14 protein-coding genes are annotated in these 16,412 nt (G+C 44.1%); 5 read left to right on the forward strand and 9 right to left on the reverse strand.

Annotated elements, in window-relative coordinates; all coding sequences use genetic code 11:
- Positions 1-7 precede the first annotated feature (7 nt).
- The gene (gene nusA / locus Q1A18_RS13175) at positions 8-1,243 is read left to right on the forward strand and encodes a transcription termination factor NusA (protein WP_299580944.1); all 1,236 of its coding nucleotides are present in this window, start codon (positions 8-10) and stop codon (positions 1,241-1,243) included.
- A 104-nt stretch (positions 1,244-1,347) separates the two neighbouring features.
- A complete protein-coding gene (gene infB, locus Q1A18_RS13180) occupies positions 1,348-4,377 on the forward strand; it encodes a translation initiation factor IF-2 (protein ID WP_299580947.1) in 3,030 nt (1,009 codons plus the stop codon).
- A gap of 194 nt (positions 4,378-4,571) precedes the next feature.
- Here the strand turns inward: infB and gcvH are convergent, their stop codons facing one another.
- Entirely contained in the window at positions 4,572-4,952 is a 381-nt protein-coding gene (gcvH, locus tag Q1A18_RS13185) for a glycine cleavage system protein GcvH (protein WP_299580950.1), read from the reverse strand.
- Between the two features lie 130 nt (positions 4,953-5,082).
- Between gcvH and tsaE the strand changes: the two genes are divergently transcribed.
- A complete protein-coding gene (gene tsaE / locus Q1A18_RS13190) occupies positions 5,083-5,505 on the forward strand; it encodes a tRNA (adenosine(37)-N6)-threonylcarbamoyltransferase complex ATPase subunit type 1 TsaE (RefSeq protein ID WP_299580953.1) in 423 nt (140 codons plus the stop codon).
- A gap of 55 nt (positions 5,506-5,560) precedes the next feature.
- Positions 5,561-6,769, forward strand: a complete 1,209-nt coding sequence (locus Q1A18_RS13195) for an alanine dehydrogenase (protein WP_299580956.1) — start codon at positions 5,561-5,563, stop codon at positions 6,767-6,769.
- Here the strand turns inward: Q1A18_RS13195 and pulA are convergent.
- From pulA to Q1A18_RS13230, 7 genes are all read right to left on the reverse strand, one after another.
- On the reverse strand, positions 6,766-8,703 hold the full coding sequence (pulA, locus tag Q1A18_RS13200; RefSeq protein ID WP_299580959.1) for a type I pullulanase: 1,938 nt from the start codon (positions 8,701-8,703) through the stop codon (positions 6,766-6,768). The genes Q1A18_RS13195 and pulA overlap by 4 nt on opposite strands.
- A complete protein-coding gene (locus Q1A18_RS13205; protein WP_299580962.1) occupies positions 8,704-9,249 on the reverse strand; it encodes a hypothetical protein in 546 nt (181 codons plus the stop codon). It abuts the gene before it with no gap.
- 207 nt (positions 9,250-9,456) lie between these two features.
- Positions 9,457-10,206, reverse strand: coding sequence for a response regulator (locus Q1A18_RS13210; protein WP_299580965.1), 750 nt, complete (start codon positions 10,204-10,206; stop codon positions 9,457-9,459).
- Positions 10,203-11,219, reverse strand: coding sequence for a histidine kinase (locus Q1A18_RS13215; RefSeq protein ID WP_299580968.1), 1,017 nt, complete (start codon positions 11,217-11,219; stop codon positions 10,203-10,205). Before Q1A18_RS13215 ends, Q1A18_RS13210 begins: the two co-directional genes overlap by 4 nt.
- A gap of 41 nt (positions 11,220-11,260) precedes the next feature.
- Positions 11,261-11,962: a DUF5668 domain-containing protein gene (locus Q1A18_RS13220; protein ID WP_299580971.1), complete on the reverse strand. Its 702-nt coding sequence runs from the start codon at positions 11,960-11,962 to the stop codon at positions 11,261-11,263.
- Positions 11,963-12,061: 99 nt separating this feature from the next.
- Positions 12,062-12,460: a hypothetical protein gene (locus Q1A18_RS13225; protein WP_299580974.1), complete on the reverse strand. Its 399-nt coding sequence runs from the start codon at positions 12,458-12,460 to the stop codon at positions 12,062-12,064.
- Between the two features lie 162 nt (positions 12,461-12,622).
- Positions 12,623-14,320 carry a glutamine--tRNA ligase/YqeY domain fusion protein gene (locus Q1A18_RS13230; protein WP_299580977.1) on the reverse strand — a complete coding sequence of 566 codons (1,698 nt, stop codon included), beginning with the start codon at positions 14,318-14,320 and terminating at the stop codon, positions 12,623-12,625.
- 228 nt (positions 14,321-14,548) lie between these two features.
- Between Q1A18_RS13230 and folB the strand changes: the two genes are divergently transcribed.
- Positions 14,549-14,899 (forward strand): dihydroneopterin aldolase, encoded by a 351-nt coding sequence (folB, locus tag Q1A18_RS13235; RefSeq protein ID WP_299580980.1) that lies wholly within the window; start codon positions 14,549-14,551, stop codon positions 14,897-14,899.
- A gap of 22 nt (positions 14,900-14,921) precedes the next feature.
- On the opposite strand, the gene Q1A18_RS13240 is transcribed toward folB, so the two are convergent.
- A complete protein-coding gene (locus Q1A18_RS13240) occupies positions 14,922-16,370 on the reverse strand; it encodes a GDSL-type esterase/lipase family protein (protein ID WP_299580983.1) in 1,449 nt (482 codons plus the stop codon).
- Positions 16,371-16,412 lie beyond the last annotated feature (42 nt).

Genomic DNA, 16,412 nt, shown 5'->3' on the forward strand with positions numbered 1-16,412 from the left:
ACGCAAAATGGATACGATTAATCTTATCGATACCTTTTCTGAATTTAAGGACCTGAAAAATATTGACCGGGTCACCATGATGAGCGTTCTTGAAGACGTTTTCCGGAATGTTTTGCAAAAAACATACGGAACAGATGAGAATTTCGACATCATTATCAATATCGATAAGGGTGACTTTGAGATTTGGCGCAACCGTGAGGTTGTGGAAGATGACGACATCGAAGATCCAAATACTCAGATCACACTTACTGAAGCCAAGAAAATTGATGATGACTACGAAGTAGGCGAAGAAGTTACGGACGAAGTTAAGATGAAAGACTTTGGTCGTCGTGCGATTCTGAACCTGCGTCAAAACCTGGCCAGTCGGATTCTGGAATTGGAAAAAGACCACATCTTCGGCAAGTACAAAAGCAAAATTGGCGATATTGTTACCGGAGAAGTTTACCAGGTTTGGAAAAAAGAAATTCTTGTTTTAGATGACGAAGGTAATGAGTTGATCCTGCCCAAAACGGAACAAATTCCTTCCGATTATTTCCGCAAGGGAGATAACCTGAGGGCTGTGGTTTACAAGGTGGAGCTTAGAAATAACAACCCCTTAATTATCTTGTCCCGCACTTCTCCTGTATTCCTCGAGCGATTGTTCGAGTTAGAAGTACCTGAAATTTTTGATGGACTGATTACCATTAAGAAAATTGTTCGGGTACCTGGCGAACGTGCGAAAGTAGCAGTTGAATCCTATGATGAACGGGTTGACCCGGTTGGCGCTTGCGTCGGCATGAAGGGATCCCGTATTCACGGCATTGTTCGTGAACTGAGAAATGAAAATATTGATGTGATCAATTATTCAGCCAATGTCCAGTTGTTTATTCAACGGGCATTAAATCCGGCAAAAATAACGTCGATCAAATTACACGAAGACATCAAACGTGCCGATGTTTACCTTAAGCCCGATGAAGTTTCTCTGGCCATTGGTAAAGGTGGTTTAAACATTCGTTTAGCAAGCCAACTGACCGGTTACGAAATTGATGTTTACCGGGAAATGGAGACCGATGATGAAGACGTGAACCTGGAAGAATTTGCAGACGAAATTGACGCCTGGATTTTGGATCAGTTGAAATCCATTGGCTGCGACACCGCGAAAAACGTGTTGAGTCTTAGCCGCAATGATCTGATTAAACGAACAGATCTGGAAGAAGAAACAATTGATCACATATTAAAGATTTTGCGTTCCGAGTTTGAATAGTCAAGATCAATCGTTTCATACGATTGGCAGTTAATCAAATTGGATATAGAATTGCATAGTTTTTGCGCAAAATTAAAAAAAAGACAAAAAAACAGATTGGGTATATGGCAATTGGCAAAAAAAGTACGCGACTTAGTAAGGTAGCACGAGAGTTTAATGTAGGAATTAATACCATTGTAGAGTTTCTGCATAAGAAAGGATTTGAAATTGATTCAAACCCGAACTCTAAAATTTCGGAAGATGCATACCAGATGCTCGAAAAAGAGTATAAGAGTGACATCACGCTGAAAAAAGAGTCAGAAAAGATCAACCTGATGAGTCACCGTAGTAAAAACGAATCTATTTCGCTTGAAAATACCGATGCCTCTTCAGACGATAATGATCTTGATGAGGACGAAGAGGAAGTGGAAGAAGTTCGGATTAAGGATATGAATCCGCCTAAAAAGGAAATTCCGAAAGCCAAAGAAAAACCACAGCCCAAGGAAGAAAAAGAAGAAGAACAGGCAAAACCGGAAGTGGAACATCCTAAGGTCCTTGGTAAGATTGACCTGGAAAGCATGCAGCCTAAGAAACGGGAAGGAAAACCTACCGTCATCAAGAAAGCAGATCTGAAGCAAGAAAAAGAAGAAGAAAAGGAAAAGCCAGCTGAGCCACAAAAGGAAGAAAAACCAGTTGAAGCGCCCAAGGCTCAGAAAAGCACTCCGGTTGAACCCAAGCCTGTTGAGCAAGAGAAGAAAACAGAACCAAAGACTGAAAAGATAGAAAAAGAAGAGAAAAAAGCTGAACCGACAGAAGAAGTTCAGACAAATGTTCCTAAAGTTGATGAAATTAAAGTAGTCGGTAAAATCGACCTTTCGTCCATCAACCAAAAAACACGTCCTACGAAGAAGACGAAAAAGCAAAAAGAAGAGGAACGCAAGGAAAGAGAAAAGCAAAAGCGTCAGGGCAGCCAGGAGCAAGGCAGCAATTCGGATAATGAAATTAAAACCCGCGTTGAAAAACTTGCAGGCCCCAATGTTGTTGGTCGAATTGAAATTAAAAAGAAGAAGCCAGTCGCTTCCTCCAGTGACTCCAACGCGCAAAACGCCAAGAAAAAACGCAGACGCATTCAGAAAGACTCTGACTCGCGCATTACCGTTAACAAACCCGGACAAGCTCCACAAGGACAACAACAGCGTGGACGCCTGTCACAACAAGGTGGAAAAGGAAAGCGCAAAATCATTAAAAAAGAGGTTAGCGAGGAAGATGTACAAAAGCAAATTAAAGATACATTGGCCCGCCTGACTTCAGGAAAACAAAAATCCAAAGGAGCGAAATACCGTCGCGACAAACGACAAGCGGCCAGTGAAAAAGCCACAGCTGCATTTGAACGCGAAAGCGCAGAACAAAACATTCTGAAAGTAACCGAGTTTGTATCGGTTTCAGAACTGGCTACCATGATGGATGTAAGCGTTACCGACGTTATTTCTTCATGCATGAGCCTTGGTTTGTTTGTTTCGATCAACCAGCGTCTGGATGCTGAAACCATGTCCATCGTTGCTGAAGAATTTGGCTTTGAAGTTGAATTTGTCAGCGCCGACATTCTGGATGGCGTTGAAGAAGACGACGAACCCAACGAAGTACACCCAAGGGCTCCGATTGTTACCGTAATGGGACACGTTGACCACGGTAAAACCTCATTGCTTGACCACATTCGTAACGCCAACGTAATTGCCGGAGAGGCCGGGGGTATTACCCAGCACATCGGCGCTTACCACGTTACCTTAAAAGATGGTCGGGTAATTACCTTCCTGGATACACCGGGTCACGAGGCCTTTACCGCCATGCGTGCACGTGGTGCGCAGGTTACCGACATTGCCATCATTATTGTTGCGGCTGATGACGACATCATGCCCCAAACCAAAGAAGCCATTAACCACGCCCAGGCAGCGGGAGTACCCATTGTTTTTGCCATTAACAAGATTGACAAGCCGGGAGCTAATCCGGATAAAATCAAAGAAGGGTTGGCAAACCTGAACTACCTGGTTGAAGAATGGGGTGGGAAATACCAAAGTCAGGACATTTCAGCCAAGCATGGTACCAACATGGACGAACTTCTGGAAAAAGTATTGCTGGAAGCTGAAATGCTGGAACTAAAAGGAAATAAAGACAAACGAGCTACCGGAACCATCGTGGAATCATCACTGGACCGCGGACGCGGTTATGTGGCCACTGTGCTTGTTCAAAACGGAACCTTGCACCAGGGAGACATCATGCTGGCCGGTAAATATTACGGACACATCAAAGCCATGTTTAACGAGCGTAACCAGCGAATTGAATCCGCTGGCCCATCAGAACCGGTTATTATTCTGGGACTGGACGGAGCGCCACAGGCAGGTGATAAATTCAACGTTTTTGAAAACGAACGTGAAGCCCGTCAAATTGCTACCAAGCGCGAGCAACTTGCACGTGAGCAAGGATTACGTACGCAGAAACACATTACGCTGGATGAAATTGGTCGCCGGATTGCGATTGGAAACTTCCAGGAATTGAACCTGATTGTAAAAGGTGACGTGGATGGTTCTATTGAAGCACTTTCTGATTCATTGATCAAACTGTCAACTGAAGAAATTCAGATCAATGTTATTCACAAGGCAGTAGGTGCCATTTCTGAATCAGACATCATGTTGGCTACGGCATCCGATGCCATTGTAATTGGCTTCCAGGTGCGTCCGAGCGTACAAGCCCGTAAGCTGGCCGAGAAAGAAGAAGTGGATATCCGCTTGTACTCCATTATTTACGATGCGATTAGCGAAATTAAATCAGCGATGGAAGGCATGCTTTCGCCTGAGATCAAAGAAGAAATTTTGGGGACCGCAGAAATTCTGGAGACCTTCAAAATCACCAAAGTTGGTACAATTGCCGGTTGTATTGTCCGCGATGGGAAAATTCAACGCAACAACAAAGTACGACTTATCCGCGATGGAATTGTGATTTACACCGGAACACTCGGATCATTGAAACGTTTTAAAGACGATGCGAAAGAAGTTTCAAAAGGCTATGAGTGCGGATTGAACATTGAAGGATACAATGACATTAAAATTGGCGATATGGTGGAAGCTTTCCACGAAATTGAAGTTGCCAAGTCGCTATAAATAATCGATTGAAAAGAATTAAAAATCCGGCCTTCCAGCCGGATTTTTTTTGGCTTAAATTCTCGGAAGCTGCCCTGATTGTAATTAAAATAGCCGAAATAATACCACAAAAAAATCCCCGAAGAAATTATTCTCCGGGGATCGGTACTATCTTGATTGCGCCGTCAGGCACAACTGTTTTTGTAAAAAATGAATTATGCTTCCAGCATAGCCTGGTAAGCAGCAGCATCCATCAGCTCGTCCAATTCAGCCGCATCCTTAATCTCCACTTTAATCAACCAGCCTTTTCCATAAGGATCCTTGTTAATCAGCTCGGGCTCATCCTCCAATTCGGTATTGAATTCAAGAACTTTACCGGCAACGGGCATAAACAAGTCTGAAACAGTTTTTACGGCTTCAACGGTTCCAAAAGTTTCCGCTTTATCCAGCTCTTCTCCTTCTGTCTCTATTTCAACAAACACGATATCACCCAGTTCTCCCTGAGCAAAGTCAGTGATACCTACGTAAACAACGTTTTCTTCAACACGAACCCATTCGTGTTCTTTGGTGTACTTTAAGTTTTCTGGCAGATTCATAATGCTAACTTCAATTGTGATTTCTTCAAAAGTAATACATTTTTTGCAAACAGAAATCGAACAAAAATCAGCCTTCGTGTTTTTTAAAATGAAGTTTATTTAAATTTGCTGCAATCAAGAAATTAAAACCATGTTTTCAATCCAAATTAACTCAGTTCAAGAGCTTCCCCAGGCGGCCGAAGCATTTCTCAAGCATTTCCCCGAAGAACGGCTATTCGCCTTTTACGGAAAAATGGGAGCCGGAAAAACAACCTTAATCAAGGCCCTGTGTCGGGCACTGGGCTCAACCGACCCGATTACCAGTCCAACCTTTGCTTTGGTTAACGAATACAGTACCGCCCAAAATGAGCGCATTTTTCACTTCGACTTTTACCGCATAAAAAATATTGAAGAAGCACTGGATATTGGCTTTGATGATTACATTTACAGTGGTAAATACTGTTTTATGGAATGGCCGGAAAATATTGAAGCACTGCTTCCTGATCAGGTTATAGCGGTCAATATTGAAGTGCTGGACACGGACGCACGAAAGATCACAACGAATAAGCTCTGATTCTTTTTGAATTATTACATATAAAAGAGTAAATTGAGCCATTAACTTTGTCGGGATGACTGAAAAAGAGCAACAATCGGAGATTAAATCCTTACTTCTGCCCAAAGAAGAAATGTTGGAAATACGACGCAAAGGCAAACGGATTACCATTGGCATTCCATCTGATTTTTCAAAAATTGAATACCGGGTACCACTCACCCCCGAAGCTGTTGCCCTCCTGGTTTCCTACGGCCACGAAATTTACATTGAAAAAGATGCCGGCAAGGCAGCCAGTTACTCTGACAAAGAATACCGCGAGGCCGGAGCCATGGTGCTTGACAAGCGAGAGGAAATTTTCCAGTGCGACATTATTATCCGGGTAGCCCCTTTTGATTCAGATGAAATAGACCTGCTCCGTGGTCAGCAAACCCTGATTTCGAACATGCACCTGAGCAACCATTGCCAGGAAACGGTGCAAAAACTGATGAAGAAGAAAGTAACCACCATTGCCTACGAGTACATGGAAAACGAGGATAAGTGCTTACCTGTTGTTCGTTTAATGAGCCAGATTGCCGGTTCAACGGCCATCACCATCGCCAGCGAATATTTAAGCAACTCGAGGAATGGTAAAGGGGTTTTGCTCGGATCAGTTACCGGCATTTCTCCTACCGAACTGGTCATTCTCGGAGCCAAAACGGCAGCCGAATATGCTGCCCGTGCAGCGCTGGGCCTCGGTGTTACCGTTAAGGTTTTCGACGACAACATGTTCCATCTGCAGGAACTTGAAGACCGCCTTGGTCAGCGAATTTTCACTTCGGTGTTATATCCTAATGTGCTAAAAAAAGCACTGCGATCCGCTGACGTTGTGCTAGGAGCCATGTCTTTTAACTCCAACACTAAGTTTCAGGTCTCTGAAGAAATGGTCCGCGATATGAAGGATGGGTCTGTCATTATTGATCTCAACATTGACCAAGGCGGATGTTTTGAAACGAGCATGCCAACCACCCTCAAAAATCCGACCTACATCAAGCACGGCGTTATTCATTATTGCGTACACAACATGGCTTCAATGGTGGCACGAACCGCTTCCATTGCGCTTAGCAATGTACTAACTCCTATTATCATTACCGTTGGGGAAATTGGAGGCATGCAAAATTACATTAAAAGCTCAACCGGAATCCGAAGAGGGGTATATATTTACAACGGCATACTAACCAATAAGGATCTGGGCAGTAAGCTGAATATTCCGAGCAAGGATATTGATTTGCTGCTGGCTATTTTCTAGCCTTTCACCAAAATAAGCATGGACAGCGGCGGAACAGATACGTTTTTGTCCAGCAAGCAGTCTATTCCATTCAGTTCAATCTCGTCTTCACGGGCAATCACCTCCCAGTTATGCTGATCTAACTCCATATTAGTCGCAACCCGCTTGGCATTAAAAATTAATTGAATCGTTTTCCAGCCAAACGGATTGGGATAATCCAGAATAGAATAAGCTAAAACGCCCGGTTCATAATTCTCCGAAAAGTGCAGGTGCCGTCGAATTTCATCCGCCGAGCGCATGCGAAAAGCAGGAACAGCCTTCCGAAGCGCTAGCAATTTTTGAAAATAGGCAAAGACATCCCCAAAACGCTCCTTGAGTTTCCAGTCAATTTGGTTGACTGCATCAGGTGATTTATACGAGTTATGGTTGCCGCCTTTAATTCGGCAAAACTCACTTCCGGCATGCAAAAATGGAATTCCCTGCGAGGTAAAAATCAAGGCAGCGGCCAACTTTTGCATTTTCTTCAACTGTTCTTCCGAGGCATCCGGACAGCTTTGGGTGAGCTTATCAAACAGGGTGAAGTTGTCGTGACACGACACATAATTCACGCACTGCCAAGGCTCTTTAGCCCAAGCCTCATGCGAACTTTCCACATAACTGTACACAATCCGTGGATGATGACAAGCCGCCACAACACCAAACTTAACCGCTTCCTCATTGAGCGTGCGTCCGTTTACGAAGCCCTGGCTTTTGGCATCAAAGTTATTGCCCTTGATCGCATCACGCATATCGTCATTAAAACAGGCAATTCCATTCAACTTTGCAACCTTGCGCTTTACCGCCCGGTGCTTTTCATCCATCGGACTGTAGTCTGCAGCCCAACCTTCGCCATACAGCAGCATTCCCGGACGTAATTCATCCAGCGCCTTCCGAATTTCGTTCATGGTCTCCAGGTCGTAAATGCCCATCAGGTCAAACCGAAACCCATCCATATGAAATTCCGAAGCCCAGTATTTCAATGAGTCAACAATGTACTTGCGCACCATGGCTCGTTCTGTCGCGACCTCGTTACCACAACCGCTGGCATTCGAAAAGCTCCCGTTGCTTTTTTGCCGGTAATAATAGCCGGGTACGGTTTGGTTAAACCACGACCTGCGGGTATAGCCTGTGTGGTTATAAACCACGTCCATCACCACCCCAATTCCGGCTTTGTGCAAAGCCTGCACCAGCTGCTTAAACTCAGTAATGCGCGAAGTATCATCTGGCTGGCTGGCATAACTTCCTTCCGGAGCATTAAAATTAAGCGGATCGTAGCCCCAGTTGTACTTCTTTTCCGGATAATTCTCATCAACAGTGAAAAAATCGAATACCGGCAACAGATGGACATGGGTTATTCCCAAACTTTTTAGATGATCAATCCCGGTTGCTGCTCCTCCGGGCGTTTTCGTATTTTCTTCGGTAAAAGCCAGAAACTTTCCCCTATGTTTCATGCCCGACTCTGGGGACATCGAAAAGTCACGGACATGCAATTCGTACAAAACGGCATCAACGGCAGGTATTGGAGCAATCGGCTGGTCGTTTTCCCAGCCTTGGGGGTTTGTTTTCTTCGGATCAAAGATCAAGCCTCGCCGCCCGTTTACGCCAACTGCACGGGCGTCAATACCGGGCGTTTCACTCAGCCAGGAACCATCGTTAACCTTAAGGGTGTAAAAAAGCCCTTCAAAAGCTCCCTTCAAACTCAGTTGCCAAACGCCATCGGCCTGCGGACTCAGAAATTCGCGCCGGATCGTCCGTCCGCCAGTGCTGTTTTGATACAGTTTCAGCTCAACCTGTCGGGCAGTTGGCGCCCATACTTTCACCTGCAAGTTTTCTTCCGAATACCGCACTCCCAGATCATCTCCTCCGTAGTAAGGATAAGTTGAAAAGTCGATATGGTTAAACTTCCAGCTTCTCATTTATGAAAACAAGCTTTTTCGTAAGGTGATGAAAGAGGATGAATAACTTTTCCCTTTGGTATCCTGAAGCTGAATTTTGGCCCAGAAAAAACGCTTCAGCTTTCGGTCATGATCGTAGAAAACACTTAAGTCAATTCGAAGCTCATGGGTTTTTCCGGCTTCCAAAAACAGCGGATAAATCTCGTATCGGTTGATGCCTTTCAATTTAAATTTCCGCTTCGACCATAATTTGCGGAAACTCAAAACAGGTGCTTCCAGGTCAATATCCTTCTTGCTTCTATTTTCCACTCTCAAGGTAAGAACCGTGGGCCGGTATTTACGATCTTTCAATAAATTTATTTCCAATTTGCTCCGGGAAACTGAAACCGGCTTACCTTTCTGTGACGTGCCCTTAAAAAAGAACTTTTGAATGAAGTAATAGACAATCGGCAAGGCCACCAGAATTCCTATAAACCACAGCAACTTATACCCTGCCGGTTGAACTTCATTTTGAGCAAACACCCCAGCCGGAAGTAACAAAAGCATGCTAAAAAATAATTTCTTCATGTTTTCAATTTAAGTATGTAAAAATAGCAAAGTCCTGCAATTAATAACGGACTCAGAAGTTTTACCAACTAAATTGTCTACCGAAAAATACTTTTGTCCCAGTTTCGATGCTTGTGTCCCCCAAAAAGTTGAAGAGCAGCATCAGTCCTTTTCATACCGCCTCCTTCTCTTGGGGTTGATGTTAATTCTCCAAGGCTATTGCTGAAGTTAAAAGTGCAGGCTTTCCTTAATTTTCTTATACCCGGTTTTACTCACCTTCAACTTCGTTTTATCTTTCAGAATAACCACATAAGATTCCTTTTCATACTGCTGAATCTCGGCCATATCTTCGATGTGCACAATGTATGAACGGTGAATGCGAATGAAATCCCGGGGATTCAGATTCGACTCGAAATATTTCATGGTTTTCTGCTTCATGTGGCGGCCATCCTGGGTGTAAATCAGCACATAATCATCCAGCGACTCAATGTAACGAACCTGATCAACAGGAATAATATTGATCTTATGCCGGTCTTTTACCACAATGCGGTCAAGGTACTCCTCTACGGCATAAGTGTTTAGCTGCTCCAGCCTGTTGGTCGAACGTTCACCCTTATCAATACGTTCCTGCACTTTATCAATGGCTTTTAGCAGACGTTCTTTCGAAAAGGGTTTCAACAAATAATCCTGGGCATTGTAGTCAAAAGCCTTAATTGCATATTGGTCGTAGGCTGTTGTGAAAATAATCTCTGGTTTATGATCCAACAACTCCAACATCTCAAACCCCGTAATTTTGGGCATTTGGATGTCCAGAAACACCACATCGGGTTTCAGCTCATTAATTTTCTGAACCCCTTCAAAACCATTTTCACATTCGCCAATCAGCTCCAGGCTTGGATGATCTTTCAGGTAACTTTTAAGCAGGTTGCGGGCAAGTTCCTCATCTTCGATGATTAATGCTTTCAATGTCTGTTTCATGCCGGTATTGTCTTTGGTAATAATAATTCAACTTTAAAACTTGTTTTATTATCTGTCAGTTTCAGCAAATCAGCCGATCCGTAAATCAAACTCAGCCGTTGCCTGATGTTCTGCAAACCAATCCCCTCTCCCCTGTTTCTAATCGCTTCCGGATCATAATCATTCTCAATGCAGATCAGAATGTGCTTTTCTTTTATGCGACAGGTGGTGGTAATACTCACCGGGCTTGTTGCCTCATAAACACCATATTTTATCGCATTTTCAAATAAAGGTTGCAAAATCATGTTCGGAATCTGGCATCGATGACAACCTTCTTCAATGTCAAAAACCGGGTTTAGCTTTTTTCCAAAACGTACTTTCTCAATACTCAGGTAAAGCTTGATGTTTTCCAGCTCATCAGCCAGCGAGACGGCCTCATCCTGATCGTGCTGCAGAGAGTACCGCATAAACCGCGACAAGTTGATCACCATTTCCTGCGCTTTTTCCGGAGCACTGAGCGTTAAGGAAGCGATGGAGTTGAGACTGTTGAAGAGAAAGTGCGGATTAATCTGCGATTTTAGTGCGTTGAGTTCGGCTTCCCGAATCAAGGCCTTCAGCTCGGCTTCTTTCTGTATCTTTTCTTTCAGACTTTGATAATAGTTTATCGTATAAAAAAACATGACATAAATGGTGTACATCACGTAGCCCGAGAAAATCTTATTGGGCAGGGAATCGTATAAAATCTGAAGGTAGCTTTCATCAACCAATTTGATGAAAATAAAGCCGAGGTACAACCAGATGGCATTGAGCAAACTTCCCGCAATAAGATGATAAAGCAACACCCAATACAAATCCTTCTCCTCTAAACTGTTGTATTTGATAATGAACCAAATACTAGCCCCTAAAATCGGGTACAAAGCAAAAAAGGGAAAAGCCGACAAAAAGGCTGTTGTCAGATCGGTGCCAAACCAAAGGTTTTGAACCACGATATTGACCAAGCCAATGGTCAGCCAAAACACTCCATAATAGAGCATTAATCTTTTGTTATTGATAAAAGGATGCCTCATGCGAAGATTTATACATGCTTGACTTCAAAGCCTCCAAAAATCGTAAATCCCCGAATAACCAGTGTCTTGGAAGGATCGTATTGACGGTGCTGAAAGGTATCGCCCCGCTTATCGGTAAAAGCGCCAAACATGGTGGTCACTTCATTCCGAACATTCCAGTCCAACGGAACCTTAATGCTGCAACCGCCAAAAATGGCCAATGAATCAATAAAAGCGCCTTGCGGAGCCAGCCGAGATTGCCGTAAATCATAATCGATACCGCCAAAAATGGAGGTGGCCCGTCCGCCCTTTAGGTTTTGGGAATTGATAAATATTTCGCGGCCACCAAAAATGACAAAGTCATCAAACTGATCAAAATCCCGGTCGCCTGTACCCTCCTCCAATCTGCCCTTTGAACTGTTTTGACGCATCAGAAGGAGTACGCCGGCTGCCACCAAAATCATTGGCCAGTACAAACGTCGCAGTTTCTGAGGTACCTCAATGAATTCGGGCAACATAAAAAAGCCACCAATAACCATCAGGATTAATCCTCCGGTACGGTTACCTCCAATCCACGAGATTATTCCAATACCCACCAGCAACATTTGCCAGGAAATCAACACATCAAGGACACTCCATGGAATCAGACCAATACGTTCAAGTATCATAAATGCCCCAATGGCAATCAGTACAACTCCAAAATAAAACCCTTTATTCTTCTTATTCTCCATAATCTTTCATATCAAAAATCCCACCTCTAAAATAGTTAAATTCTTCACCTAAACTCACCTTGCTTCAATACGCTCGCCCGCATGCGGTTAACAAACCCGCTAAAGAATTTTACTGATCAGAATAATTCCGACCACCACTAAAATGATCGGGAAGAAAACAATGGTCAGTATTCCCGGAATAATGACGTGCGGCAACACAAACAGAACAGCCAGCACAAGCAGTAAAGCTCCAACCAATCGGCGGCCTGCAAGCAGCAAAACACCAACAATCAACAGAATTACCGGCCAGGTAATACTCACTGCTCCGACATGAAAAATGTTGAAGAAGTTTGACATTCCCTCCCGAACCGCATGCCAGCCCGGCAATCCAATATGCCAACCAAATTCTTTCAAAATCCAAAGAACCCCAACAATGATTAAAACTGTGCCTAGAAATGATCCGTCGGACTTGCGTTCTTTACTACACTTTCGTTCTTGTCTGTAAGAATTATTTTCCATAACCAGCTACCTTTAATTTCCAGGATAAAACTAAGAATTCCAAGCTGTCTGCTGAAAAGCTGATCGGTTAATGGAAGTGATTCATCGGTAAGAAGTAGGATAAACTCACAAAAAAGGCGAGACATCATCTGTCCCGCCCGTTCCTATCATCATCAATTAAAATTATTTTCCTTTGAATTTTGACCAGTTGTCGCGCAATTGCGCAGTCCGGTTGAATACCAGTTTCTGGTCAGTGCTATCCAGGTCTACGTTGAAATACCCCAGCCGCTCAAACTGGAACGAATCCAAGGCTTTGGCTTGCTTAACAAATGGCTCGATGTAGCACGTATTCAGCACCGTCAGTGAATCCGGGTTCATAAATTCCTTGAAGTCGCGGTCTTTATGTCCATCCGGCTCTTCGTCCAAAAACAAGCGGTCGTACAAACGTACCTCTGCTTCAACGTTTTCAGTAGCCGACACCCAGTGCAAAGTAGCTTTTACTTTACGGCCATCAGGCGAGTTACCACCTTTGGTTTCGGGATCATACGTACAGTGCAATTCGGTAATTTCACCATTCTCATCTTTGATCACATCGTTGCAAGTGATGTAGTAAGCGTACCGCAGACGAACTTCACGACCAGGCGCCAAACGGAAAAACTTACGTGGTGGTTCTTCCATAAAGTCATCGCGCTCAATGTAAATCTCCTTGGTAAACGGAACACTGCGTGTACCTGCATCCGGATTCTCCGGATTGTTGATCGCTTCCATCTCTTCAACCTGTCCTTCCGGATAATTGGTAATCACCACTTTCAAGGGGTTCAAAACTCCCATTACCCGCTGTGCTTTTTTATTCAGATCTTCGCGAACACTGTGTTCCAACAAGGCGACATCAATGATGCCATCAACTTTAGTTACACCGATGCGCTCGGCAAAATTCCGGATCGACTCGGGTGTATATCCCCGACGACGCAAGCCCGAAATGGTGGGCATCCGTGGGTCATCCCAGCCATTCACATGCTTATCCTTCACCAGTTCCAGCAGTTTGCGCTTACTCATCACCGTGTAAGTCAGATTTAAGCGGGCAAACTCAATTTGGCGCGGACGGTATTCGCCGTCTTTCAGCTGATCGATAAACCAGTTGTAAAGCGGGCGGTGTACTTCAAACTCCAGGGTACAAACCGAATGCGTAATGCCTTCCCAATAGTCGCTTTGCCCGTGAGCAAAATCGTACATCGGGTAAATGCACCATTTTGTGCCAGTGCGGTGGTGTGGCGCATGCATCACCCGGTAGATAATCGGGTCGCGCATGTGCATATTCGGCGAAGCCATATCTATTTTGGCACGCAAAACGTGCTCTCCTTCTTTAAATTCTCCAGCCTTCATCTGCATAAACAAGTCGAGATTCTCCTCTACAGAACGGTTTCGGCATGGACTCTCTACTCCCGGACGGGTGGGTGTTCCTTTTTGGCTACTGATGGTTTCCGCATCCTGATCATCCACATAGGCTTTACCTTCCTGAATCAGTTTAACAGCAAAATCAAACAGTTTATCAAAGTAATCGGAAGCATAAAACTCACGGTCACCCCAGTCAAATCCCAGCCAACGTACGTCTTCCTTAATCGAATCCACATATTCGGTTTCTTCTTTGGAAGGATTGGTATCATCAAAGCGAAGATTTGTCAGCCCGTTAAACTTCTGAGCGGTACCAAAATTTAAACAAATTGATTTCGCATGCCCGATATGCAAATAGCCATTGGGCTCAGGCGGAAACCGCGTATGCACTCTTCCGTCATTCTTCCCTTCTTTCAGTTCTTCTTCAATAATTTGATGGATAAAATTCTTTTTAACCACCGGCTCTTTTTCAGGAGTTTTTTCGCTCATAGAAGTTTTCAATTAATTACGGTCACGGACCTATTTATTACTTTCCGAATCGTCTATAAAACAGCTTATGAACAGGTCGAAATACAAAAATGACCATTCATAAGATTGAATAATCCACAAAAATATAAAATGATTCTGCACAAATGGTTTTAAGTCCAATAAAATCTATTTCTAAAAAAGAAAATTAATTTTGTCCTCTGGAAGTTTACCCTTTAAAACACACGAAAAATGGGACAAATTGATTTGGAAGGACTGGAGTTTTTTGCCTATCACGGGCATTACCCGGTTGAAAAAGAAGTGGGCAACAAGTTTATCCTGAATGTAAGCATTCAAACCGACTGCGAAGCAGCTGCCAAGTCGGACCGCCTGAAAGATGCCCTGAATTATCAGAGAGCCTATGAACTGATTAAAGAGGAAATGGCCATTCCATCTGATTTGCTGGAAAATGTAGCCACCCGCATTGTGGATCGCCTTTACGATGCTTTCCCGCAAATTGAGCATGCCAAAGTAAAAATCTCAAAAATGAATCCTCCCATGGGCGGGCAGATTGAAAAAGTTAGTCTGACGATCAGCCGCTAAAGTTTGCAGGGTATCATCCCACTTACAGTTTACCTCTGTTAAGATTGACATAGCCTGAAAGCGCACAGGATTGGAGTTTTTTAAGTTCTTTGGCTAGTGTCAGGGCAGTTAACCGGGCACCAGCGGCATTGGTACGAACCGGATCGTTGGTGAAAAGCTGCCGGGCTATTTGGGGCCCCATGGCCTCATACTCCAAGGTAATAACGTGGTTTAAATCAATATAGAAAACCTGTCCGGACTGAGCCAAATCACGAGCCCACAGGGAATTGCTGTCACTTACGCTTTCCAATTTTCCACCCGACCATTTGTTGTGCGGAGTCGGAGAAATAAGGATGACCACTACACCTTTGGCTTTTGCCTCTATAAGGTGCTTTTTCAAAACTTCGGTGTAAGAATAACTTTGTGCATTGGGGCTGTTCTTTGTACTTGATCGGCCGAGCTGGATCAGCAAGAAATCATCTTCCTTCATCTGTTCCATCAGCTCATTCCAAAACCTCTCCGAATAATAACTCAAACCATTGTTGGCAATGGCTGTCGGGGTAAAAATATTTAGCCGACTGGTGTCCAGATAAGCCGGAAGCTCCCGGCTCCAGTCAACAGCTTTCTCATTGGATGACTTCACAGGTGAGTTTGATACCAAAAAAAGATTGCGCTTCACCGGAAAGTTAAGTGTTGGATTCTCCTGTAAGTAATCCTTCAGCTTGCAACTAGAGGCTTGATTCAAACCTTCCACCACTAGTGAGGCTGCGAAGATTGCTCCCTTGGCTGTTGTATGTGTTGGGTCGTTCTTAAAGAAAAAAGTGCCGGTAACCGAATCTTCGCCCAAGGCTTCCATTGCGCGGGCCATCTTCTCATTCAGATCAATAAACTCTACCTCTTCAAAAGTAGCCACTTCGCGGGCCCATTCGCTATAGCTTGCATTATCCCTCAGTACCTCTCCATTCACCCAATTGTTGCGAGAAATAGGAGACAATACAACAGGAATGGCTCCTTTTTCCTTCGCTTCAACAATATACTGACGCAAATACCAGCCGTAGGTATGAACCACTTCACGCTCGCCTGTGAGCAGGTTGTCGATCTCCTCCATTTTATCGCTGATGCCTTCAAAAGTGCCGCGTGCCCGAAAGTTATCATTAACAGGACCGGCATCATTGTGCCCAAACTGAATCAACACATAGTCGCCGGCTTGCAGGCTATGCAAAACTTCCTCCCAATGTCCCTGAGTCCTGAAAGTACGGCTGCTGGTTCCTCCCAAGGCATGATTTTCAACCCGGATTCTGGTTGTATCAAAATAAAGGGCAAGAGGTTCGCCCCAGCCCCACAGTCCGTCGGCCCCATCGCCCCGTCCGTTTTTCACGGTGGAATCCCCAATAAGGTAAACAGTCGGTTTTCCGGTCGGTGCTTCCTCCTTGTCAGCCTGGCAGCCACTCAATAAACTAATCAACAGGAAAAAGACTACGATTCGTATCATGATTTCATTTTTTTGATTCAAGCTTTGCAACAAAAAGAAACG

This window comes from uncultured Sunxiuqinia sp., from assembly GCF_947495665.1.
GTDB classification, from domain to species: domain Bacteria; phylum Bacteroidota; class Bacteroidia; order Bacteroidales; family Prolixibacteraceae; genus Sunxiuqinia; species Sunxiuqinia rutila.